Annotated in this window: 15 protein-coding genes; 14 read left to right on the top strand and 1 reads right to left on the bottom strand. The window is 62.5% G+C overall.

Features of this window, described 5'->3' with window-relative positions; all coding sequences use genetic code 11:
• Nucleotides 1-143: 143 nt before the first annotated feature.
• From rplJ to BRA471DRAFT_RS23170, 6 genes are all read left to right on the top strand, one after another.
• Complete coding sequence (rplJ, locus tag BRA471DRAFT_RS23195) at nt 144-662, top strand: 50S ribosomal protein L10 (protein WP_035975090.1); 519 nt, start codon at nt 144-146, stop codon at nt 660-662.
• Nucleotides 663-716: 54 nt separating this feature from the next.
• Nucleotides 717-1,094, top strand: a complete 378-nt coding sequence (rplL, locus tag BRA471DRAFT_RS23190) for a 50S ribosomal protein L7/L12 (protein WP_007602994.1) — start codon at nt 717-719, stop codon at nt 1,092-1,094.
• 483 nt (nt 1,095-1,577) lie between these two features.
• On the top strand, nt 1,578-5,693 hold the full coding sequence (gene rpoB / locus BRA471DRAFT_RS23185) for a DNA-directed RNA polymerase subunit beta (protein ID WP_007602996.1): 4,116 nt from the start codon (nt 1,578-1,580) through the stop codon (nt 5,691-5,693).
• 128 nt (nt 5,694-5,821) lie between these two features.
• Nucleotides 5,822-10,018 carry a DNA-directed RNA polymerase subunit beta' gene (rpoC, locus tag BRA471DRAFT_RS23180; RefSeq protein WP_007611616.1) on the top strand — a complete coding sequence of 1,399 codons (4,197 nt, stop codon included), beginning with the start codon at nt 5,822-5,824 and terminating at the stop codon, nt 10,016-10,018.
• 191 nt (nt 10,019-10,209) lie between these two features.
• Nucleotides 10,210-12,270, top strand: coding sequence for an FAD-dependent oxidoreductase (locus BRA471DRAFT_RS23175; RefSeq protein WP_007611613.1), 2,061 nt, complete (start codon nt 10,210-10,212; stop codon nt 12,268-12,270).
• Between the two features lie 132 nt (nt 12,271-12,402).
• Nucleotides 12,403-14,424 carry an ABC transporter ATP-binding protein gene (locus tag BRA471DRAFT_RS23170; RefSeq protein WP_007611612.1) on the top strand — a complete coding sequence of 674 codons (2,022 nt, stop codon included), beginning with the start codon at nt 12,403-12,405 and terminating at the stop codon, nt 14,422-14,424.
• Here the strand turns inward: BRA471DRAFT_RS23170 and BRA471DRAFT_RS23165 are convergent.
• Complete coding sequence (locus BRA471DRAFT_RS23165; RefSeq protein WP_007611611.1) at nt 14,352-15,590, bottom strand: NAD(P)/FAD-dependent oxidoreductase; 1,239 nt, start codon at nt 15,588-15,590, stop codon at nt 14,352-14,354. The genes BRA471DRAFT_RS23170 and BRA471DRAFT_RS23165 overlap by 73 nt on opposite strands.
• 642 nt (nt 15,591-16,232) lie before the next feature.
• On the opposite strand from BRA471DRAFT_RS23165, the gene rpsL reads away from it, so the two are divergent.
• The 8 genes from rpsL (at nt 16,233) to BRA471DRAFT_RS23125 (ending at nt 22,503) form a co-directional block, all read left to right on the top strand.
• A complete protein-coding gene (rpsL, locus tag BRA471DRAFT_RS23160) occupies nt 16,233-16,604 on the top strand; it encodes a 30S ribosomal protein S12 (RefSeq protein WP_007603006.1) in 372 nt (123 codons plus the stop codon).
• Nucleotides 16,605-16,619: 15 nt separating this feature from the next.
• Complete coding sequence (gene rpsG, locus BRA471DRAFT_RS23155) at nt 16,620-17,090, top strand: 30S ribosomal protein S7 (protein WP_007603009.1); 471 nt, start codon at nt 16,620-16,622, stop codon at nt 17,088-17,090.
• A 30-nt stretch (nt 17,091-17,120) separates the two neighbouring features.
• Nucleotides 17,121-19,193: an elongation factor G gene (gene fusA / locus BRA471DRAFT_RS23150; protein WP_007611610.1), complete on the top strand. Its 2,073-nt coding sequence runs from the start codon at nt 17,121-17,123 to the stop codon at nt 19,191-19,193.
• Between the two features lie 40 nt (nt 19,194-19,233).
• Nucleotides 19,234-20,424: an elongation factor Tu gene (gene tuf / locus BRA471DRAFT_RS23145; RefSeq protein WP_007603012.1), complete on the top strand. Its 1,191-nt coding sequence runs from the start codon at nt 19,234-19,236 to the stop codon at nt 20,422-20,424.
• Between the two features lie 82 nt (nt 20,425-20,506).
• Complete coding sequence (gene rpsJ / locus BRA471DRAFT_RS23140; RefSeq protein ID WP_002712302.1) at nt 20,507-20,815, top strand: 30S ribosomal protein S10; 309 nt, start codon at nt 20,507-20,509, stop codon at nt 20,813-20,815.
• 53 nt (nt 20,816-20,868) lie between these two features.
• On the top strand, nt 20,869-21,582 hold the full coding sequence (gene rplC, locus BRA471DRAFT_RS23135) for a 50S ribosomal protein L3 (RefSeq protein ID WP_007603016.1): 714 nt from the start codon (nt 20,869-20,871) through the stop codon (nt 21,580-21,582).
• 1 nt (nt 21,583) lies between these two features.
• Nucleotides 21,584-22,204, top strand: a complete 621-nt coding sequence (gene rplD, locus BRA471DRAFT_RS23130; protein WP_007603018.1) for a 50S ribosomal protein L4 — start codon at nt 21,584-21,586, stop codon at nt 22,202-22,204.
• Nucleotides 22,201-22,503, top strand: coding sequence for a 50S ribosomal protein L23 (locus tag BRA471DRAFT_RS23125; protein WP_007603019.1), 303 nt, complete (start codon nt 22,201-22,203; stop codon nt 22,501-22,503). Before rplD ends, BRA471DRAFT_RS23125 begins: the two co-directional genes overlap by 4 nt.
• Nucleotides 22,504-22,511 lie beyond the last annotated feature (8 nt).

The following is a 22,511-nucleotide window of genomic DNA, read 5'->3' as shown; positions in this document are numbered from 1 at the left end:
GGCTCCCGGAGGGCAGGCTTTGAATTGTCGTCTTGCCCGGCGTGTCCGATGGGTTTGGCCCTGAGGTTCAGGTTTGGGCGGGACGATGGGTGCAACCCGGCGGTCCCGCTTTCGCGATGACCGCCAACCGGAAAGAGCTTGCTGTGGAACGAGCGGCAAAAAAGGAAGCGGTCGAACAGCTCAATGGGGTCTTCAAGACCACGAGCGTCGCGGTCGTTGCCCAATATTCCGGCCTGACCGTTGCCCAGATGCAGAAGCTGCGCTCGCAGATGAAGCAGGCTGGCGCCTCGGTGAAGGTCTCGAAGAACCGTCTCGCCAAAATTGCTCTTGAAGGCACTGACGTCGTTGCCATCGGCCCCATGCTGAAGGGACCGACCGTGATCGCCACTTCGGACGATCCGGTAGCGGCGCCAAAGGTCGCCGTCGAATTCGCCAAGGCGAACGAAAAGTTCGTCATCATTGGCGGCTCGATGGGAAAGACCGTCCTGAATGTCGACGGCGTGAAGGCACTTGCCTCGCTGCCGTCGCTTGACGAACTGCGCGCCAAGATCGTCGGCCTGCTTGTGGCCCCGGCGACCAAGATCGCTCAGCTCGCCAACGCGCCCGCGGGCAAGCTCGCGCGCGTCATCCAGGCTTATGCCTCAAAGGGCGAAGCGGCCTGACGCCCTTCGCAAAACTCAAACCCGAACCAGACTTACATTCAAGGAAACTGAACAATGGCTGACCTGCAGAAGATCGTTGACGACCTCTCGAGCCTCACCGTGCTCGAAGCTGCCGAACTCGCGAAGCTCCTCGAAGAGAAGTGGGGCGTTTCGGCTGCCGCGGCTGTCGCCGTGGCCGGCCCGGCTGGTGGTGGCGCTGCCGCCGCTCCGGCCGAAGAGAAGACCGAGTTCACGGTCGTTCTTGCCGCCGCCGGCGACAAGAAGATCGAGGTCATCAAGGAAGTCCGCGCCATCACCGGCCTGGGCCTCAAGGAAGCAAAGGACCTCGTTGAGGGCGCGCCGAAGCCTGTCAAGGAAGGCGTGAACAAGGACGAAGCCGAGAAGCTCAAGGCCCAGCTCGAGAAGGCTGGCGCGAAGGTCGAGCTCAAGTAAGCATCGCTTACTGGCACGAGATCCCGGTCGGCTTCAGCGCAACCGGGATCTCGGTCCACTCTCCGGAAGGGGTGGGCCAGATGCAAAAGGCGTGCGACGGAACCGGCCGACGCAGGTCGAACACGAAAAAGTGTGGGGATTTGAGGGTTTGTCCCTCGAATCTGCACTAATGTCGCCCCATATCGGGTCGGCAGCACGAAAGCGCGGTGGGCAGGGATGTCGCATTCCCTGCAAGCCGTTGGGAGAGCAAGCTATTTCGGGCTTTTGCAGTCCGTGAAGAGGATGGTTGTGACGGGCGGGCGCGCTCCTGCGCCCCGCGCGTCGTTTTGCGTTTTGAAGGTCTGAAGAACAGATTCAGGACATTCCTGCCTGAAACTGAGTCTCCGGCCCCCAAGACGGGTTCGAAAAATTCAACCCGGGGAGCGGCGGTCGCCGCGTTCCGGAGGGCGCGCCCAAATCGGGCGACGAAAATGAGAGGCCACGATGGCGCAGCAGACATTCACCGGTCGCAAACGCGTTCGCAAGTTCTTCGGACACATCAAGGAAGTGGCCGAGATGCCGAACCTCATCGAGGTTCAGAAGGCGTCCTATGATCAGTTCCTGATGGTCGACGAGCCCCAGGGCGGGCGGTCGGACGAGGGCTTGCAGGCGGTGTTCCGCTCGGTGTTCCCGATCTCCGACTTCTCGGGCACCTCGATGCTGGAATTCGTCCGCTACGAGTTCGAGCCGCCGAAATACGACGTCGACGAGTGCCGCCAGCGCGGCATGACCTTCGCGGCCCCCCTCAAGGTGACGCTGCGCCTCATCGTGTTCGATATCGACGAGGAAACCGGCGCGAAGTCGGTCAAGGACATCAAGGAGCAGGACGTCTACATGGGCGATATCCCGCTCATGACGATGAACGGCACCTTCATCGTCAACGGCACCGAGCGCGTCATCGTCTCGCAGATGCACCGTTCGCCGGGCGTGTTCTTCGACCACGACAAAGGCAAGACCCATTCGTCGGGCAAGCTGCTGTTCGCCGCCCGCGTGATCCCGTATCGCGGCTCCTGGCTCGACATCGAGTTCGATGCCAAGGACATCGTCTATGCGCGTATCGACCGTCGCCGCAAGCTTCCGGTGACGTCGCTGATGTTCGCGCTCGGTCTCGACGGCGAGGCGATCCTGAGCACCTTCTACAAGAAGATCCAGTACAAGCGGATCAAGGAAGGCTGGCGCGTTCCGTTCGACGCCAATCGTTTCCGCGGCTACTCGACCATCAACGACCTGATCGACGCCGATACCGGCAAGGTCGTGCTCGAAGCCGGCAAGAAGCTCACCGTGCGCGGTGCGCGTCAGATGCAGGAGAAGGGGCTGAAGGCGCTGCGCCTGTCGGATGCGGAGCTGGTCGGCAACTACATCGCCGAGGACCTCGTCAATCCCAAGACCGGCGAGATCCACGCGGAAGCCGGTGAAGAGATCACCGACAAGTCGATGAAGGCTCTCAACGAGCAGGGCTACAAGGAGTTGCCGCTGCTCGACATCGACCATGTCAATGTCGGCGCCTACATCCGCAACACGCTCTCGGCCGACAAGAACATGACGCGCGAGGACGCGCTGTTCGACATCTACCGCGTGATGCGTCCCGGCGAGCCGCCGACGCTGGATTCGGCGCAGGCAATGTTCCAGTCGCTGTTCTTCGACGCCGAGCGCTACGACCTCTCGGCGGTCGGCCGCGTCAAGATGAACATGCGCCTCGACCTCGATGCGCCCGACACCCAGCGCACGCTGCGCAAGGAAGACATCCTCTCCGTCATCAAGACGCTGGTGGATCTGCGCGACGGCAAGGGCGAGATCGACGATATCGACCATCTCGGCAACCGCCGTGTGCGTTCGGTCGGCGAGCTCATGGAGAACCAGTACCGCATCGGGTTGCTCCGCATGGAGCGCGCGATCAAGGAGCGCATGTCTTCGGTCGACATCGACACGGTCATGCCGCAGGACCTCATCAACGCCAAGCCGGCGGCCGCCGCCGTGCGCGAGTTCTTCGGCTCCTCGCAGCTCTCGCAGTTCATGGACCAGACCAACCCGCTGTCGGAGATCACCCACAAGCGCCGTCTCTCGGCGCTTGGACCGGGCGGTCTGACCCGCGAGCGCGCCGGCTTCGAGGTGCGCGACGTGCATCCGACGCATTACGGCCGCATCTGCCCGATCGAGACGCCGGAAGGTCCGAACATCGGCCTGATCAACTCGCTCGCGACCTTCGCGCGCGTGAACAAGTACGGCTTCGTCGAGACCCCTTACCGCAAGGTCAAGGACGGCCGCGTCACCGACGAGGTCGTGTACCTCTCGGCGATGGAAGAGGGCCGCTACACGGTCGCGCAGGCCAACGTGCCGCTCGATCCGAAGGGCCGCTTCACCGAAGATCTCGTGGTCTGCCGTCACGCCGGCGAAGTCTTGCCGGTGACCCCGGACAAGGTCGACTACATGGACGTATCGCCGAAGCAGCTCGTTTCGGTCGCAGCCGCGCTGATCCCGTTCCTCGAGAACGACGACGCCAACCGCGCGCTGATGGGCTCGAACATGCAGCGCCAGGCGGTGCCGCTGGTTCGCGCCGAAGCGCCGTTCGTCGGCACCGGCATGGAAGGCGTGGTTGCGCGTGACTCGGGTGCTGCGATCGCAGCGCGCCGTTCGGGCGTGATCGACCAGATCGACGCAACCCGCGTCGTCATCCGCGCCACGGAAGATCTCGATCCGACCAAGTCGGGCGTCGATATCTACCGGCTGATGAAGTACCAGCGCTCCAACCAGTCGACCTGCATCAACCAGCGTCCGCTGGTGAAGGTCGGCGACATCGTCAAGAAGGGCGACATCATCGCCGACGGTCCGTCGACCGATCTCGGCGAGCTCGCGCTCGGCCGGAACGTGCTGGTCGCGTTCATGCCGTGGAACGGCTACAACTTCGAAGACTCGATCCTGCTCTCCGAGCGGATCGTGAAGGAAGACGTGTTCACCTCGATTCATATCGAAGAGTTCGAGGTGATGGCCCGCGACACCAAGCTCGGACCCGAGGAAATCACCCGCGACATTCCGAACGTGTCGGAAGAAGCGCTGAAGAACCTCGACGAAGCCGGCATCGTGTACATCGGCGCGGAAGTGCGCGCCGGTGACATCCTGGTCGGCAAGATCACGCCGAAGGGCGAAAGCCCGATGACGCCGGAGGAAAAGCTCCTGCGCGCCATCTTCGGCGAGAAGGCTTCCGACGTCCGCGACACCTCGCTGCGTGTTCCTCCGGGCGTCCAGGGCACCATCGTCGAAGTGCGCGTGTTCAACCGGCACGGCGTCGACAAGGACGAGCGTGCGCTGGCGATCGAGCGGGAAGAGATCGAGCGTCTGGCCAAGGACCGCGACGACGAGCAGGCGATCCTGGACCGCAACGTCTACAACCGTCTTGCCGAGCTGCTCGAAGGACGGCAGGGCATCGCCGGTCCGAAGGGCTTCAAGAAGGACACCAAGATCACCCGTGCGGTGCTCGAGGAGTACCCGAAGTCGCAGTGGTGGCTGTTCGCTTCGCCGAACGACAAGCTGATGGCCGAGATCGAGGCCATGCGGAAGCAGTACGACGAGTCGAAGAAGGGGCTGGAACAGCGCTTCCTCGACAAGGTCGAAAAGCTTCAGCGCGGTGACGAATTGCCGCCCGGCGTGATGAAGATGGTCAAGGTCTTCGTCGCGGTGAAGCGCAAGATCCAGCCCGGCGACAAGATGGCCGGCCGCCACGGCAACAAGGGCGTGGTGTCGAAGATCGTGCCGATCGAGGACATGCCGTTCCTCGAAGACGGCACGCATGCCGACATCGTGCTCAATCCGCTCGGCGTGCCCTCGCGCATGAACGTCGGACAAATCCTCGAGACCCATCTCGGTTGGGCCTGTGCCGGCCTCGGCAAGCGTATCGGCCAGACGGTCGATGCCTATTTGTCGAAGCAGGACATCCGGCCGCTGAAGGAAACCTTGAAGAAGGTCTACGGCGAGGACGAGACGATCAAGTCGCTCAACGATAACGAGTTGATCGAGCTCGGCCACAATCTGAGCCGCGGCGTTCCGATCGCGACGCCGGTGTTCGACGGCGCCAAGGAAGCCGACATCGAGGAGATGCTGAAGCTTGCCGGTCTCGACGCTTCGGGCCAGTCGACCGTCTATGACGGCCGCACCGGCGATGCCTTCGATCGCAAGGTGACGGTGGGCTACATCTACATGCTCAAGCTGCACCATCTCGTCGACGACAAGATCCACGCGCGTTCGATCGGTCCCTACTCGCTCGTTACCCAGCAGCCGCTGGGCGGCAAGGCGCAGTTCGGCGGCCAGCGCTTCGGCGAAATGGAAGTGTGGGCGCTCGAGGCTTACGGCGCGGCGTACACGCTCCAGGAGATGCTGACCGTGAAGTCGGACGACGTCGCCGGCCGTACCAAGGTGTACGAGGCGATCGTGCGTGGCGACGACACCTTCGAGGCCGGTATTCCGGAATCGTTCAACGTGCTGGTCAAGGAAATGCGTTCGCTCGGCCTCAACGTCGATCTGCACAATTCCAAGGTCGGACCGGGAACGGCGGAAGCGGCCGAGTAATACGACCCTCATGCCCGGCCTGAACGGCCGGGCATCGGCGCCCAGTCCTGGAGTCGCGAGGGCAGGGCGCCCCGCATAGTGATTTTCGAATTTGCTGCCGGAGGCGACCGGCACGCGAGGAGAAGACGATGAACCAAGAAATTATGAATCTCTTTAATCCGACGACGCCGGCTCAGGTCTTCGACCAGATCCGGATCTCGATCGCGAGCCCCGAGAAGATTCTGTCCTGGTCGTACGGCGAGATCAAGAAGCCGGAAACCATCAACTACCGTACCTTCAAGCCCGAGCGCGACGGCCTGTTCTGCGCCCGCATCTTCGGGCCGATCAAGGACTACGAGTGCTTGTGCGGCAAGTACAAGCGCATGAAGTACAAGGGCATCATCTGCGAGAAGTGCTCGGTCGAGGTCACGCTGTCGCGCGTCCGGCGCGAGCGCATGGGCCATATCGAGCTCGCAGCCCCCGTCGCCCACATCTGGTTCCTGAAGTCGCTGCCCTCGCGCATCGGCCTCCTGCTCGACATGACGTTGAAGGATCTCGAGCGGATCCTCTACTTCGAATATTACGTCGTGCTCGAGCCGGGCCTCACCGCGCTGAAGGACCGTCAGCTCTTGTCGGAAGACGAGTACCTGAAGGCGCAGGACGAATACGGCCAGGATTCCTTCACCGCCATGATCGGCGCGGAAGCGATCCGCGAGCTGCTCAAGGGCATGGATCTCGAGAAGCTCGAGCTGACCTTGCGCGCGGAGATGCAGGAGACCGACTCCGACATCAAGCACAAGAAGCTCGCCAAGCGCCTGAAGATCGTGGAAGCGTTCCGCCACTCCGGCAACAAGCCGGAATGGATGATCATGACCGTGGTCCCGGTGATTCCGCCGGACCTGCGTCCGCTTGTGCCGCTGGACGGCGGCCGTTTCGCGACCTCGGACCTCAACGACCTCTACCGCCGCGTCATCAACCGCAACAACCGTTTGAAGCGGCTGATGGAGCTGCGCGCGCCGGACATCATCATCCGCAACGAGAAGCGCATGCTTCAGGAGGCCGTCGACGCGCTGTTCGACAACGGCCGCCGCGGCCGCGTCATCACGGGTGCCAACAAGCGTCCGCTGAAGTCGCTCGCCGACATGCTCAAGGGCAAGCAGGGCCGGTTCCGTCAGAACCTGCTCGGCAAGCGCGTCGACTATTCGGGCCGTTCGGTGATCGTGGTCGGTCCCGAGCTGCGCCTGCATCAGTGCGGCCTGCCGAAGAAGATGGCGCTCGAGCTGTTCAAGCCGTTCATCTACTCGCGGCTTGACGCCAAGGGTCTGTCCACGACCGTGAAGCAGGCCAAGAAGCTGGTCGAGAAGGAGCGGCCCGAGGTCTGGGACATCCTGGACGAGGTCATTCGCGAGCATCCGGTGCTGCTCAACCGCGCACCGACGCTGCATCGCCTCGGCATCCAGGCGTTCGAGCCCGTGCTGATCGAGGGCAAGGCGATCCAGCTCCACCCGCTGGTCTGCGCCGCGTTCAACGCCGACTTCGACGGCGACCAGATGGCCGTGCACGTTCCGCTGTCGCTCGAAGCGCAGCTGGAAGCGCGCGTCCTGATGATGTCGACCAACAACATCCTGCATCCGGCGAACGGCCAGCCGATCATCGTGCCGTCGCAGGACATCGTGCTCGGTCTCTACTACGTCTCTATCATGCGCGAAGGCCTGCCCGGCGAGGGCAAGATCTTCGGCGAGATGGCGGAGCTCGAGCACGCGCTGCACGCGAAGGTCATCCACCTCCACACCAAGATCAAGTACCGGTGGGAAGGCATCGACGATACCGGCAAGATATCCAAGCGCTGGATCGAGACCACCGCCGGCCGCGTCATGCTGGGCAATCTGCTGCCGAAGAACCCGCGTGTTCCCTACGAGATCATCAACAAGCTGATGACCAAGCGCGAGATCTCCGGCGTCATCGACCAGGTCTACCGCCACTGCGGTCAGAAGGAGACGGTGATCTTCTGCGACCGCATCATGGCGCTCGGCTTCTACAACGCGTTCAAGGCCGGCATCTCGTTCGGCAAGGACGACATGGTCGTGCCGCACTCCAAGTGGAAGATCGTCGACACCACCCGTACGCTGGCGAAGGATTTCGAGCAGCAGTACAACGACGGTCTGATCACCCATGGCGAGAAGTACAACAAGGTCGTGGACGCCTGGTCGAAGGCCACGGAAGAAATCGCCAAGGCGATGATGAAGGAGATCTCCTCGACCAAGAAGACGGCGAGCGGGGCGGATGCCGACATCAACTCGATCTACATGATGGCTCACTCCGGTGCCCGCGGTTCGCCGGCCCAGATGCGCCAGCTCGCCGGCATGCGCGGCCTGATGGCCAAGCCGTCGGGCGAGATCATCGAGACGCCGATCATCTCGAACTTCAAGGAAGGCCTCTCGGTGCTCGAGTACTTCAACTCGACCCACGGCGCCCGCAAGGGCCTCGCGGACACCGCGTTGAAGACCGCGAACTCCGGCTACCTGACCCGTCGTCTCGTCGACGTCGCGCAGGATTGCATCATCACGCAGGACGATTGCGGCACCAAGCTCGGCATCAAGATGCGCGCCATCGTCGATGCCGGCACCGTGGTCGCTTCGCTCGGCTCGCGCATCCTCGGACGCACGGCCTGCGAAGACGTGCGTGACAGCACGGGCAAGGTGATCTTCAAGCGCGGTACGCTGATGGAAGAGAGCCATCTGGATGCCATCCATCAGGGCGGCGTCCAGGAGGTGAAGATCCGCTCGGCGCTGACCTGCGAACTCGTCAACGGCATCTGCGGCAAGTGCTACGGCCGCGATCTCGCTCGCGGCACGCCGGTCAACCATGGCGAAGCGGTCGGGGTCATCGCGGCCCAGTCGATCGGCGAGCCGGGCACCCAGCTCACCATGCGCACCTTCCACATCGGCGGTGCGGCGCAGCTGAACGAGCAATCTTTCGTCGAATCCAACTTCGACGGCAAGATCGTGATCAGGAACAAGGCCATCGCCCGCAACAGCGAAGGCCACCTGGTCGCGATGGTTCGCAACATGGTGATCGCGATCGTCGATGCCGACGGCACCGAGCGTGCGACGCACCGTATTCAGTACGGTTCGCGCCTGCACGTCGACGAGGGCGACATGGTCAAGCGCGGCCAGCGTATCGTCGAATGGGATCCCTACACCCGTCCGCTCCTCACCGAGGTCGAAGGCACCATCGGCTTCGAGGATCTGGTCGAGGGACAGTCGATCTCGGAAACGCTCGACGAGGCCACCGGTATCGCCAAGCGCGTGGTCATCGACTGGCGCTCGATGCGCGGCGGCGGGGACCTGCGTCCCGCCATCGTGATCAAGGGCAAGGACGGCAAGGTGCTCAAGCTCGCCCGTGGCGGCGATGCCCGCTACATGCTGTCGGTCGACGGCATTCTGTCGGTCGACGTCGGAGCCAAGGTCCAGGCGGGCGACATTCTCGCCCGTGTCTCGACCGAAAGCGCCAAGACGCGCGACATCACCGGCGGTCTGCCGCGGGTGGCGGAACTGTTCGAGGCTCGGCGTCCGAAGGATGCGGCGATCATCGCCGAAATCGCGGGCACCATCCGGTTTGGGCGCGACTACAAGAACAAGCGTCGCATCTCGATCGAGCCGATGGACAAGACCGACGAGCCGCGCGAGTACCTGATCCCGAAGGGCAAGCACATCCACCTTCAGGACGGCGACGTCGTCGAAAAGGGCGACTTCATCGTGGAAGGCAACCCGGCGCCGCACGACATTCTGGCGGTCAAGGGCATCGAGGAACTCGCGGCCTATCTGGTCAACGAAATCCAGGAGGTCTACCGGCTCCAGGGCGTGCTCATCAACGACAAGCACATCGAGGTGATCGTCCGTCAGATGCTCCAGAAGGTGGAAGTCACCGACCAGGGCGACACGGACATGATCTCGGGCGAGCAGATCGACAAGATCGAGTTCGACCAGATCAACGCGAAGGCCAAGGAAGAGGGCAAGAAGATCGCCACGGGAACGCCGGTTCTGCTCGGCATCACCAAGGCGAGCCTTCAGACCCGCTCCTTCTTCTCGGCAGCCTCGTTCCAGGAGACCACCCGCGTCCTCACGGAGGCGGCGGTCAACGGCAAGGTCGATCCGCTCGAAGGCCTCAAGGAGAACGTCATCGTCGGCCGGCTGATTCCGGCAGGCACCGGCGCCTCCATGGCGAAGATCCGCGAAGTCGCCGTGAAGCGCGACAAGATGATCCTCGACGAGCGCGAGAAGCAGGCGGCCGTCGTGCCGCCGGCGCCGGAAGTGGAGCCGATGGCGCTGCCACCTGCGGAATAATGGTTCATCCGTAGGAATACCGAGGACACTGAAAAGGCCGGCGCAAGCCGGCCTTTTTGCTGCTTTGTTTTCCTGTTGCGGTGCAGGATCAACCTTTGTTCATCTTTCCTTCAGGCGCAAAAGCGCTTCTGCTAGGAGAGCTTAGACCGGTGGTCCCGTGAAGGGGGCGGGCCGGAGACCACGGAATTCTCATGCTTGATCTCGCAATCGTAGGCGGCGGCCCCGGCGGGCTGATGAGCGCTTGGTATCTGAAGCGCAAGCTCGGCGACCTCTGCCGCGTCACCATCTACGAGGCATCCGACCGGCTCGGCGGCAAGATCGTCACGCGCAAATTCGATTCCGCGCCCGCGATGTACGAGGCCGGCGTTGCCGAGATCTACGACTACTCGATGACCGGGCCGGATCCGTTGCGCGAGTTGATCCAGCATTTCGGCCTGCAGACCATTCCGATGGATGCCGAGCAGGTGCAGTTCGGCGGCGAGCTCCTCAACGACGTCGCGGGCATGCGCCGCAAATACGGCGCCAAGACCGCGGCCGCGATCGAGGCGTTCCGTAAGCGCTGCGCCGAGGCGATGACGCCGATCGAGTATTACGAGGGCGTCGGCGCGCACGACAACGAGAATCCCTGGGCCTACAAGACCGCCGAACAGGTGCTCGACGAGGAGGTCGAGGACGAGACCGCGAAGCGATTCTTCAAGGTGATGGCGCGCTCGGACCTCGCGACCGAGAGCCACAACACTAACGGGCTCAACGCGCTCAAGAACTACCTGATGGACGTCGACGGCTATATCGGCCTCTATTCCATCCAGAACGGCAACGAGCAGCTCATCGAGTGCCTCCAGTCGGAGGTCAATGCCGACATCCAGCTCAATCATCGCGTCCTCACGGTCGGCAAGGCGCCGACCGGCCGCTATCAACTCAAGATGATGAACGGCAAGGGGCCGGAGACGCGCGACTTCGACCTTGTGCTGGTCTGCTTGCCGCATTCCTGGCTCGGGACCGTCGGCTGGGAGGGCGAACAGCTTCGCAAGTCGATGGTCAAGCACGTCTCGTACTTCGACCGTCCTGCGCACTATTTGCGTGTCTCGATCCTGTTCGACACGCCGTTCTGGGGCGACAAGATCGCCGGCGCCTGGTTCATGTCGGAAGCCTTTGGCGGTTGCTGCGTCTATAACGAGGGCGCGCGCCACGATGTGGGCAAGCACGGCGTGCTGAACTGGCTGATTCCGGGCTCCGACGCGCTGGCCTTTGCGAATCTCTCCGACCAGGAGCTGATCGATGCCGCACTGAAATCGTTGCCGGCATCGCTCGGCGATGCTCGCTCGCATTTCATGGAAGGCAAGATCCACCGCTGGCTGTCGTCGGTGAACGCGATTCCAGGCGGCTTGCCCGTGCGCGACGTCATGACCAATCACCGGCCCGAGCCGAAGGAACATCCCGGAATCGTGGTGGTCGGCGACTATCTGTTCGACTCGACGCTGAACGGCCTGCTCGATTCCTCGGACGCGGCGACCGACATCATCTTGACCGAGATGATGCGCCTGCGCCGCGAGCGTTCGCAGGACGACAAGCCGCTCTCGGACAAGATCGATCGCGACTATTTTGAGAATTATCGCGGCCAGGGTCCCTACAGCGAAGCGTGGCAACACTTCACGGATCCCGACTATCTCACAAAACTGATCGGCATCGTCTGGGGCAAGGCCAAAGGCACGAAGCTCTTGATCGCGGGCTCGGCCAGCGGCGAGCTTGTCGGCGCGCTGCGCGATCGCGGCATCGATGCCTTCGGCATCGAGAACAACCGCACCATTCACGCCAGAACGCCGAAGGCCTTGAAGAAGTACAACAAGCTCGGTTCGATCACCGACATGCCGTTCAAGGACGGCGCGTTCGACTTCGTGTTCGAGACCAGCCTCTGCCATGTTTCCCCGAAGCAGGTGGTTCGTGCGATCAGGGAGCTGAACCGCGTGGTCAAGACCGGGCTCGTGTTCGGCTCGATCACCTCGGACATGGCGCCGGCACTGATCGACCGCTACGACCTCCTGCGTGGGGTCAAGAAGCTCGGTACCTGGTGGGAATGGTCCGAATTGTTCTTCGGCAACGGCTTCGAGCTGTCGATGCACCGCAAGGACTGCACCGACGCGCTCTGGGAGGCGACGCTCGCCGCCAACAAGGGTCCGGGTCAGTGGTACGCCGACGCCGATTCCCTGCGCTATTCCTTTTTCGACAAGGTCGAGGACGAGGAAGACGACTAGCCGCCTGAAACGGGCGCCTTCGCCAATTGTTTTGCCGAATTCATCTTGATCGCATAGAATCGATGCAATAGCGGTTTCCGCTATTTCCGTCTTTCTCTGCGGTCATGCCGGCCGTCAGCATCGGTTGGTTTCATGGCGTCCAAGCCCCTCCCGCCCGACAAACAGAAGCTCGCCGCGGAACAGGCGGCCGAGCTCGACGACAAGCTTGTCCCTACCGCCAAGCCGGACCTCGAAGACGACGAGGACGATGAAGACGAGGAGGATGGGGGGCTGGAGCTCGACGACGACGATGAGGACGAGGACCTTGTCGTCTTTACCGCGCGCGAGGCCGCCGGCGCGCTCGCGACCATCCTGGGCTTCGTCAAACCCTTCCTGGTCAATTACAAGCAGATGCTGTCGTTCGTGGCGTTCGGCGTCTTCGTCGAGACGCTATTCAACGTCATCATGCCGCTCAGCCTGAAATACCTGATCGACGACGCGCTCGGCGAGGAGGATTTCCAGGCGCTGTACAAGATCCTCGGCGTGCTCGCGGTCGCGGGCATCTTCACCTCGATCGTCGCGGTCTGGTACGAGCGCTGGGATGCGCGGCTCGCGGCGTGCATCATTTCCGACGTCCGCAAACGGCTGTTCGAGCACGTCCAGGACCTGCCGGCGGCCTATTTCGGCCGAACCAAGCGCGGCGAGATCCTGTCGCGCTTCTCAGTCGACCTCGCGGCCTTCGAGGGCTCGGTCAAGACCTTCGCCAACAGCGCGGCATTGCCGTTCCTGGAGTTGATCGCGGGCATCATCCTGATGGTGTTCCTGAACTGGCAGCTCGCGGCGGTTGCGCTGCTGGTGTTTCCGATCACGCTGATCGGTCCGCGCATGCTGACGCCGAAGGCCGTTCAGGCGAATTACGAGCAGAAGCTCAATGAGTCCGCGCTGCTCGGCATGGTGCAGGAGAACGTCGCGGCGCAGGCCGTGATCAAGGCGTTCAGCCTGCAACGCCGGATGTTCGGCTTCTTCACCTTTCGCAACGACGAGACGCGAAACAGGATGGCCTCGGCGGCGTTTCTCTCGACCATGGTGGAGCGGACGGTCACCATCTCGGTGCTGCTCTTGCATCTCGTCGTGCTCGCGATCGGCGCATATCTGGCGACCAAGGGTCAGATCACCATCGGCACCTTCGTCACCTTCGAGAGCGCGTTCTGGGAGGTGTCCTACAACATCGCCCATGTGATGCATTTCATCCCCGTGTCGATCTCCGCGGCAGCCGCTATCCGTCATATGCAGGAGCTGCTCGACGAGCCCACGCGCAGCGCCGATCGTGCCGGCGCGCCCGATCTGCCCCGCATCACCAACGACATCACCTTCGACCACGTGACATTCCAGTACGAAGGCAGCCAGACGCCGGTGCTGGACAATCTCAGCCTCAAGCTCAATGTCGGCAAGCGCATTGCCATCGTCGGTCCCTCGGGCTCCGGCAAGAGCACGCTGCTGAATCTGATCCTGCGGCTCTATGTGCCGGATGAGGGGCGCGTCACCATCGACGGCGTCGACGTCCGCAAGGTAACGCTGGATTCCCTGCGCCGGAGCATGGCGGTGGTGTTCCAGGAGAACATGCTGTTCAACATGTCGATCCGGGAGAACATCCGGCTCGGCAAGGAGGGCGCGACCAACGAGGAGGTGGAGGAGGCGGCCAAGAAGGCCGAGATCCACCGCTACATCATGAGTCTGCCGCAGCGATACGACACGCCGGTGGGCGAGCGCGGCGATACCTTGTCGGGCGGCCAGCGCCAGCGTATCGCGATCGCGCGCGCGGTCATCCGTAATCCCTCCGTACTGCTGCTGGACGAAGCCACTTCGGCGCTCGACCAGACCACGGAAGCCGCGATCAACCGCACGCTGCTGAAGGTTGCCAAGGGCCGCACCATGATCTGGTCGACCCACCGCCTGACCTCGGTGGTCGAGATGGACGAGATCATCGTGATTTCAGGGGGCAGGGCGATCGAGCGCGGCTCGCATGCCGAGCTGCTCGCCAAGAACGGCACCTATCGCAAGCTGTGGAACGACCAAATCCACCAACCGCATGGCGCGCCGGCTCACGTCGACGAAGACAGCGACGATGACGACGAGGATGAAGACGATCTCGACGAGGACGATGAGGAGGAGTGACCGAGGAAGTTCGGCTCCAGATCGAAGGCTCCTCCAAGCGGTCGCAATAGCCCCTGAACCGACCAGGCAATGAAGCGTGCCCAGCGCTGCGCCGTCCAATAGGGGCTCGTCGCAATCGAGACTGAGCGGAAGTCGAACGCCTTCGCCGCCGACCAATCGTCGCACGCCCGCTTGACCGGATCTGCGTAGAAGGTGGCGATCTTGCTGGTATCCATCCCGTCGGAGGCCAGCCATCGCGGGATGTAGAGATTGCAGAGCCGCTCGACGTCGGTGAAGACCTTGTCGCATCCGGTGCCGGCGGCCGGGCACGAGGTCGAGAAGGCATCGCCCACCAGCACGAGGCCGGGTTGGCCGCTGGCATCGTTCACATAGAGATCGACCGGGCGGATTTTCAGCTCACCCGGAATGTCGAATGGTCCGGTGATGCGCTTGAGCCGTGGCAGCGCGGCGTTCAGCGTCTCGGCGGGCGCGCGGCGCAGCTCAAGCAGCCAGGGATCGTCGAAGCTGCGGTAGACGAACAGATTGGCGCGCATCCGCGTCCCGATCGGAAAAAGCGTCAGGTAGGGGATGCGGTCGCTCGGCCGTTCCGAGAAATAGGTCAGCGCCGGGAAGTCGAACGAGTCCCGTCCCGCGGGCACCACGTCGAACCCGATCGAAATCGAATGGCAGGCACTGACGATCTTTCGCGTGATTCCCAGCTGATGGCGCAGGCCGACATTGAGGCCGTTGGCGAGCACGACCAGCCGGGCGGAGACCATCTCGTCGTTGGAGAGAGTGACCTTCTGCCGCTCCGCACTTGTCTCGACCAAGACGGCCTTGGCGCAGATGCGCTCGACGCCGGCAGGAATTTCGTCGCGGACAGCGTTGACGAGGGAATCGTAGAGGATGTTGAACTGCCGGCTCGGCGCCTTGTCGAGAAGGCGGCCGAAGCGCGCGATCCAGTTCTCACCCACAAAGGTCGCGCGGCGCAGCACCGATTCGGCGATTCCCGTCTGCAGGAATCGCCCGACCTGCACGTGACCACTGAGTTTTTCGACTCGAAAGTCCGCAGAATAGCTCTCATGCGGATCGATCAGGATGGTCGAAATGCCGCTACGGCCGAGCATCGCGGCGGCGGTCGAGCCGGACAATCCCCCGCCGATAATGGCAATGTCGGTGTACCGCATGGCGCCAATCTCTGCCCAAGGCGGTACATTGGCGCTCCAACCGGAAAGAAAGCCTTAGCCAACGGTCATAAAAGTATATTTAACCCGGGTATAAATTGGATTCGAGGTGTCGGAACGCGCTCTTCGTTTCCACCTCGCGAAGGCGCAGCGAGCGACCCAGGGAGCGAATTCGACAGGCGCGGGAAGCGCTTCTGACTGACGTTTCGCCTTGACTTGACCGACTCCCACTTATAGAACCCCCTCACTTAACGACAGGCGGTGAGCATCGCCAACGTCGGAACGGGCCACCCGTTTGATCCCCTTGGGGATCGCCAGGACGGGCACCAACCTCGACGAATGCCGCTCAAACGCTGTCGATCATAGCTAGGCAATGCCAGTGCGATTTTAGGTCTCGTGAGCATGTTCTCTTGAGATCGAATTCGGATGCATGACCTCGGTGCGCGGACCGCAGCCTCAAGCTGACCGGTTCAACTACTGCGGTCCTCTGTGGCGTCGAAGCGCTTTCCGCCCGTTGATGGGTGGTTGGCGCGATTTCGCTTTGTGCGGATTGTTCCGCGCAAGGCGGCCTCGTCGGGCGGGTAGCTCGAAAGAATTTGCGGACCCGGCGACGGGCCGCGGCAGAACACAAAGGGTAATGCCAGGATGCCGACGATCAACCAGCTGATCGCTCAACCGCGGGAAGTGCAGAAGTCGCGCAAGAAGGTGCCGGCACTGCAGCAGTCGCCGCAGAAGCGCGGTGTTTGCACGCGCGTTTACACGACGACCCCGAAGAAGCCGAACTCGGCGCTTCGTAAGGTTGCCAAGGTGCGCCTGACCAACGGCTTCGAGGTGATCGGCTACATCCCCGGTGAGGGCCATAACCTCCAGGAGCACTCGGTGGTCATGATCCGCGGCGGTCGCGTCAAGGACTTGCCCGGCGTGCGCTACCACATCCTCCGCGGCGTTCTGGATACCCAGGGCGTCAAGAACCGTAAGCAGCGCCGTTCGAAGTACGGCGCCAAGCGTCCGAAGTAAGCGGGAACCAGGTCCATGTCTCGTCGCCATTCTGCCGAAAAGCGCGAAGTCCTTCCCGATCCGAAGTTCGGGAACATCATCGTCACGAAGTTCATGAATTCGGTGATGTACGCCGGAAAGAAGTCGGTCGCCGAAGGCATCGTCTACGGCGCGTTCGGCCTCATCGAAAGCAAGACCAAGCAGAACCCGCTCGGCGTGTTCGAGCAGGCACTCGAGAACGTCATGCCGACGATCGAAGTGCGCTCCCGCCGCGTCGGCGGCGCGACCTATCAGGTTCCGGTCGAAGTTCGCTCGGTGCGCCGTCAGGCGCTGGGCATTCGCTGGCTGATCTCGGCTGCGCGCGATCGCAACGAGAAGACGATGACCGAGCGGCTCTCTGCGGAGCTCCTGGACGCGTCGAACAACCGGGGTAACGCCGTCAAGAAGCGCGAAGACGTGCACCGGATGGCGGAAGCCAACCGCGCCTTCTCGCACTATCGCTGGTAACGGCGACACACGGAATCTAAGGAACACTCCATGCCCCGCGTTCATGCCATAGAGAACTACCGTAACTTCGGTATCATGGCGCATATCGATGCCGGCAAGACCACGACCACCGAGCGCATCCTCTATTACACCGGCAAGAGCCACAAGATCGGCGAAGTGCACGAAGGTGCCGCGACGATGGACTGGATGGAGCAGGAGCAGGAGCGCGGCATTACGATTACGTCGGCCGCGACCACCGCGTTCTGGGAAGGCAAGCGTCTCAACATCATCGACACTCCCGGCCACGTCGATTTCACCATCGAAGTCGAGCGCAGCCTGCGCGTGCTCGACGGCGCCGTGTGCGTGCTCGACTCGAACCAGGGCGTCGAGCCCCAGACCGAGACGGTCTGGCGCCAGGGTGACAAGTACAAGGTTCCGCGCATCGTCTTCGCCAACAAGATGGATAAGACCGGCGCTGACTTCTACAAGTGCATGCAGGATATCGTCGACCGCCTCGGCGCGAAGCCGATCGCGATCCAGCTTCCGATCGGCTCCGAGAATAACTTCAAGGGCTTGGTCGATCTCGTTCGTATGAAGGGCGTGGTCTGGGAAGAAGAGAAGCTCGACGCCAAGTTCGTCGACATCGATATTCCCGAGGACATGGTCGAGAAGGCCAAGGAATATCGCGAGAAGCTGTTGGAAGCCGCCGTCGAGCTCGACGACGACGTTCTCGCCGCATACCTCGACGGCAATGAGCCCGATCAGGCGACGCTGAAGCGCTTGATCCGCAAGGCCGTGCTGACTGGCGCGTTCTTCCCGGTATTGTGCGGCTCGGCCTTCAAGAACAAGGGCGTGCAGCCTCTGCTCGACGCGGTCGTGGATTATCTGCCGTCGCCGGTTGACGTGCCCGCCATCAAGGGCGTCGACGAAGACGGCAACGAGGTCGTTCGCCTGCCGGACGACAAGGAGCCGCTGGCTCTGTTGGCGTTCAAGATCATGGACGACCCGTTCGTCGGCACCATCACCTTCTGCCGCATCTATTCCGGCACGCTGCTGTCCGGCACCGGTGTCATCAATTCGACGCGCGACCGCAAGGAGCGCATCGGCCGCATGTTGCTGATGCATGCGAACAACCGCGAAGACATCAAGGAAGCCTATGCCGGCGACATCGTCGCATTGGCTGGCCTGAAGGAAGCGCGCACCGGTGACACGCTGTGCGATCCCGACAAGGCGGTGATCCTCGAAAAGATGGAATTCCCCGAGCCGGTCATCGAGATCGCGATCGAGCCGAAGTCCAAGGCCGACCAGGAAAAGCTCGGCGTGGCTCTGGCGAAGCTGGCCGCGGAGGATCCGTCTTTCCGCGTGTCGACCGACCAGGAGTCCGGCCAGACCATCCTCAAGGGAATGGGCGAACTCCATCTCGACATCAAGGTCGACATTCTTCGCCGCACCTACAAGGTGGATGCCAACATCGGCGCGCCGCAGGTGGCGTTCCGTGAGCGCGTCACCAAGAGGGCCGAGGTCAAGTACACCCACAAGAAGCAGACCGGCGGTACCGGTCAGTTCGCGGAAGTGTCGATCGTGGTCGAGCCGAACGAACCCGGCAAGGGCTACGAGTTCGAGTCCAAGATCGTCGGTGGTGCGGTTCCGAAGGAATACATCCCCGGCGTCGAAAAGGGCCTCAACAGCGTGATGGGCTCTGGTGTCGTCGCGGGCTTCCCCGTGGTCGACGTCAAGGTTCAGCTCGTCGACGGCAAGTATCACGACGTCGACTCGTCGGCGCTCGCCTTCGAAATCGCATCGCGTGCTGCATTCCGCGAAGCCTTGCAGAAGGGCAAGTCCGTCCTGCTCGAGCCGATCATGAAGGTCGAAGTGGTGACCCCGGAAGATTACACCGGCTCCGTCATCGGCGACCTGAATTCCCGGCGCGGTCAGATCCAGGGTCAGGACATGCGCGGCAATGCCAACGTCATCAACGCGATGGTGCCGCTCATGAACATGTTCGGTTACGTGAACAACCTGCGCTCGATGAGCCAGGGTCGCGCGACCTTTACCATGCAGTTCGACCACTACGCAGAAGCGCCGGCCAACGTGTCGGCAGAAGTCCAGAAGAAGTTTGCCTGATTGTCGTCGGTCTCGAACTGACGATTGAACGGAGAGTCAAATGGCCAAAGCAAAGTTTGAACGTAACAAGCCGCACTGCAACATCGGCACCATCGGTCACGTCGACCATGGCAAGACGTCGCTGACCGCGGCGATCACCAAGGTCCTCGCCGAAGCCGGCGGCGCGACGTTCACAGCGTACGACCAGATCGACAAGGCGCCGGAAGAGAAGGCGCGCGGCATCACGATCTCGACGGCGCACGTCGAATACGAAACCAAGAACCGCCACTACGCGCACGTCGACTGCCCCGGCCACGCCGACTACGTGAAGAACATGATCACCGGCGCTGCCCAGATGGACGGTGCGATCCTGGTCGTGTCGGCCGCTGACGGTCCGATGCCGCAGACCCGCGAGCACATCCTGCTCGCCCGCCAGGTCGGCGTTCCCGCGCTCGTCGTGTTCCTCAACAAGTGCGACATGGTCGACGATCCGGAACTGCTCGAACTCGTCGAGCTCGAGGTGCGCGAGCTGCTCTCGAAGTACGAATTCCCGGGCGACACCATCCCGATCATCAAGGGTTCGGCGCTCGCCGCTCTCGAAGATTCCGACAAGACGCTCGGCCATGAGGCCATCCTCGAGCTGATGAAGCAGGTCGACGCCTACATTCCGCAGCCGGAGCGTCCGGTCGACCTGCCGTTCCTGATGCCGGTTGAAGACGTGTTCTCGATCTCGGGCCGTGGCACCGTCGTGACCGGCCGTGTCGAGCGCGGTATCGTCAAGGTCGGCGAGGAAATCGAGATCGTCGGTCTGCGCGCCACGCAGAAGACCACGGTTACCGGCGTCGAAATGTTCCGCAAGCTGCTCGATCAGGGCCAGGCCGGCGACAACATCGGTGCGCTGCTTCGTGGTACCAAGCGCGAGGACGTCGAGCGCGGCCAGGTGCTGTGCAAGCCGGGTTCGGTCAAGCCGCACACCAAGTTCAAGGCTGAGGCCTACATCCTCACCAAGGAAGAGGGCGGCCGCCACACCCCGTTCTTCACCAACTACCGTCCGCAGTTCTACTTCCGCACCACCGACGTGACCGGTGTCGTGCATCTGCCGGAAGGCACCGAGATGGTGATGCCGGGCGACAACATCGCGATGGAAGTGCACCTGATCGTGCCGATCGCGATGGAAGAGAAGCTCCGCTTCGCGATCCGCGAAGGTGGCCGCACCGTCGGCGCCGGCGTCGTCGCCTCGATCATCGAGTAATTACGAGAATAGGGATCGGCAAATAGCGAATGTGACATTCGCTATTCGCTATTCGCCACCCCACTGAAGAAAGACCACGGCAATGAACGGCCAAAACATTCGCATCCGTCTCAAGGCGTTCGACCATCGTATCCTCGATACGTCGACCCGCGAGATCGTGAACACGGCGAAGCGCACCGGCGCGCAGGTCCGCGGACCCATTCCGCTGCCCACCCGCATCGAGAAGTTCACCGTCAACCGTTCGCCGCACGTCGACAAGAAGAGCCGCGAGCAGTTCGAGATGCGCACTCACAAGCGCCTGCTCGACATCGTCGATCCGACCCCGCAGACCGTCGATGCTTTGATGAAGCTCGACCTGGCCGCCGGTGTCGACGTCGAGATCAAGCTCTAAGATTTTTGGATCACGTTCGCCACTAGCGGACAGAAAGAACAGGAAGCACGCCGATGCGCTCCGGAGTGATCGCACAAAAGGTCGGGATGACGCGGGTCTTTACAGAGGCCGGCGAACATATCCCCGTGACCGTGCTGAAGCTCGGCAATTGCCAGGTCGTAGGCCACCGCACCGAAGAGAAAAACGGTTATGTCGCGCTCCAGCTTGGTTCTGGCAGCCGCAAGACCGTGTACATGCCCAAGGCGGAGCGCGGCCAGTTCGCGGTCGCCAAGGTCGAGCCGAAGCGGCAGGTCGAGGAATTCCGCGTCTCCGCGGATCAGATGATCCCCGTCGGTGCCGAGATCCTGGCCGACCACTTTGTCGTCGGTCAGTTCGTCGACGTCACCGGCACTTCCGTCGGCAAGGGTTTTGCCGGCGGTATGAAGCGCTGGAACTTCGGCGGTCTGCGCGCCACTCACGGCGTCTCGGTCTCGCACCGTTCGATCGGTTCGACCGGTGGCCGTCAGGACCCGGGCAAGACCTGGAAGAACAAGAAGATGCCCGGTCACATGGGCGTCGACCGCATCACCACGCTCAACCTTCGGGTCGTCCAGCTCGATGTCGAGCGCGGTCTGATCCTCGTCGAAGGCGCCGTTCCCGGCTCCAAGGGCGGCTGGATCCGCGTGCGCGACGCCGTCAAGAAGCCGCTGCCGAAGGAAGCTCCGAAGCCCGGCAAGTTCAAGGTTGCTGGCGAAGCGGACGCTGCTCCGGCTGCGCAGGAGGCGTGAGATGGAATTGAAGGTCACGACCCTCGAAGGTAAGGAAGCCGGCTCGGTCCAGCTTTCCGACACCATTTTCGGCCTCGAGCCGCGCCAGGACATCATTGCACGTTGCGTGCAGTGGCAGCTCAACAAGCGCCAGGCCGGTACGCACAAGGCCAAGGGCCGCGCCGAGATCTGGCGCACCGGCAAGAAGATGTACAAGCAGAAGGGCACCGGTGGTGCTCGTCACGGCTCGGCTCGCGTGCCGCAGTTCCGCGGCGGTGGCCGTGCCTTCGGTCCGGTGGTGCGTTCGCACGCCACCGACCTGCCGAAGAAGGTCCGTGCGCTCGCCCTCAAGCATGCGCTCTCGGCCAAGGCCAAGGACGGCGATCTCATCGTGATCGACAAGGCCGCGCTGGAAGCTGCCAAGACCAAAGCGCTGCTCGGTCATTTCTCCGGTCTGGGTTTGACCAACGCGCTGATCATCGACGGCGCGGAGCTCAACAACGGCTTCGCCGCTGCGGCCCGCAACATCCCGAACATGGACGTGCTGCCGATCCAGGGCATCAACGTCTATGACATCCTGCGCCGTCGGAAGCTTGTTCTGACCAAGGCCGCCATCGATGCGCTGGAGGCGCGCTTCAAATGACGAAGAACATCGAGCCTCGCCATTACGACGTGATCCTGTCGCCGGTCGTGACCGAAAAGGCCACAATCGCCTCGGAGCACAACAAGGTGCTGTTCAAGGTGGCCGCGAAGGCGACCAAGCCGCAGATCAAGGAAGCGATCGAGAAGTTGTTCGACGTCAAGGTCAAGAGCGTCAACACGCTGGTCCGCAAGGGTAAGACCAAGATCTTCCGCGGCAATCTCGGCTCGCAGTCGAACTCCAAGCGCGCGATCGTGACTCTCGAAGAGGGTCACCGGATCGACGTGACCACCGGTCTGTAAGGTCGTAC

The sequence above is a fragment of the Bradyrhizobium sp. WSM471 genome, assembly GCF_000244915.1.
Taxonomy (GTDB): domain Bacteria; phylum Pseudomonadota; class Alphaproteobacteria; order Rhizobiales; family Xanthobacteraceae; genus Bradyrhizobium.
Note: the sequence above shows the minus strand (reverse complement) of the source record. Positions and strands in the feature narration are given on the sequence as shown.